Consider the following 1,979-nt stretch of genomic DNA (forward strand, 5'->3'; position numbering starts at 1 on the left):
TTATTAATTTCTTTTTTAAGCCGCTTTATTATTCGCTTTTCTAATCTTGAAATATACGATTGTGAAATGCCCAGAATATCAGCTACATCCTTTTGGGTCTTCTCTTCCCCAGTTCCTAGTCCAAACCGCAGTTCCATAATTTGCTTTTCTCTATCAGATAACTGATGCAATGCTTTTGATAAGAGTTTCTTATCTACATTTGCTTCGAGGTCCTTAGTAATAATATCTTCCTCCGTACCTAATACATCTGATAAAAGCAATTCATTTCCATCCCAATCAATATTTAATGGCTCATCAAAGGAAACCTCTGAACGAATTTTATTATTTCTTCTTAAATACATTAATATCTCATTTTCTATACACCGTGACGCATATGTAGCAAGCTTTATTTTCTTTTCGGGATTAAAGGTGTTAACAGCCTTAATAAGGCCAATGGTGCCAATACTAATTAAATCCTCAATATTGATTCCTGTATTTTCAAATTTCCTAGCTATATAAACAACTAGCCTTAAATTTCTTTCAATTAAAATGGATCTTGCTGCTTTATCACCATTCGGAAGTTTTTCTAATAACAGTTCCTCTTCTTCTTTGCTAAGAGGAGGGGGCAATGCTTCGCTTCCGCCAATATAATATACTTCATCCGTTTTAAGTCCAAGCTTCATTAATAATTTATACCAATAGTATGATAAGCGAAGTTTTAACCGTTTCATGAAATATCCTCCTCCTAAATAGAAATGTGTTACTATGCATGCTTTACATATGCCTCTGTATTAACCTTTTTTGTAGTCGTAAGCATCTTAGGATGTACAATGCATTGAAATGCATCATCTGCGGACAGCTGCTGCATTGAAAAAGAAATAAGACCTTTTTCTACCTTCATTAATTCATTTTCTTTTTCTAATTCAATGTAATCAGGCTTAATTGCAATAATTAACTGGTGTTCTTGTCCAACTACTTTGTATGGAACAATTCTCATTCTGTACTCCCAATCTGAAGATATCATTTCCTCACCTAGAATGATATTTTCTGGATTTCGGGCCATTTTTACTATATCCTCTGGAAATTCCTCAACCCTGTTTTTTAATGAAATAAACATGACGGGCATTTTAGTAATTGGATCATAAAGCTGGTTTCCGCTATCAATTAGACCTTTAAACCTGAATATTTCACCATTTATTGAAACAATGACCTTAATTAAAGTATCATATTGGATTTTTGTCATGTCAATTTGATCCATATTACGTTTAGAAAAATGCCAGGCTAATGGAAAACCAATTAATACAAATACCCAGCTGATTGGATCCCCAAACCCTTTAACACTTGCAAGCATAACCGAGGAAGAAAGCTGAAAGTCAAATTTGATAAAATAATGCACACCGATCAGTGTTCCGCCAATTAAAAACGTTATTAAATAAAAAGTCATCAAACCGTTAATAAAGTAGCGAAGCCTTTTATAACCAAACACTGTTAAAATCATGAAAATAGAGAATAACAATTTAGCAAATGGATGTGATGAGAACGTGTTCAATGGAGTAAGGGATAACAAAATTATGGCAGACCCAATTAATCCCCCTGTAAAAAGCCTCCAAAGCCTTATATCCCTTTTTAAGATAACAGCAGTTAAGTAAAGCAACAGGCTATCAAATAAAAGATTTAAAGCCCAAATAATATCTAAATAAACCTCCAATCTTCTTCCTCCTTATAGATTGGTAGGAACAAATATATGACACCTAGTAATCTTTTAAAAAAAGTATAACGTACCCTATAAGATAAAGTGTGTCACTTTCTGTAATCAAAAAGATAGAAATTTCCACTATTCCTTTCGAATTTTGTCAATATTTAGCTTTTCACAAACTAGACACTTTTGGTCTAAAAAAGTGTGATTCAAATCACACTTTCGAATTCTTTATTCCACTATAATGACGATGATAATAGAGTAAAGGGGTTTTTCAGAATGTTAGATCAAAAAACAATTGATA

At 32.6% G+C, this 1,979-nt stretch carries 2 protein-coding genes; both read right to left on the minus strand.

The window, feature by feature from the left end; genetic code table 11:
• Nucleotides 1-710, minus strand: a 710-nt coding sequence (gene sigE / locus V7149_RS21745; protein ID WP_335347682.1) for an RNA polymerase sporulation sigma factor SigE, incomplete at its 3' end; no start/stop codon positions are given.
• 32 nt (nucleotides 711-742) lie between these two features.
• Nucleotides 743-1,687: a sigma-E processing peptidase SpoIIGA gene (gene spoIIGA, locus V7149_RS21750; RefSeq protein ID WP_335347683.1), complete on the minus strand. Its 945-nt coding sequence runs from the start codon at nucleotides 1,685-1,687 to the stop codon at nucleotides 743-745.
• Nucleotides 1,688-1,979 lie beyond the last annotated feature (292 nt).

The sequence above is a fragment of the Bacillus sp. JJ1503 genome, from assembly GCF_036965125.1.
Lineage (GTDB): Bacteria > Bacillota > Bacilli > Bacillales > Cytobacillaceae > Cytobacillus.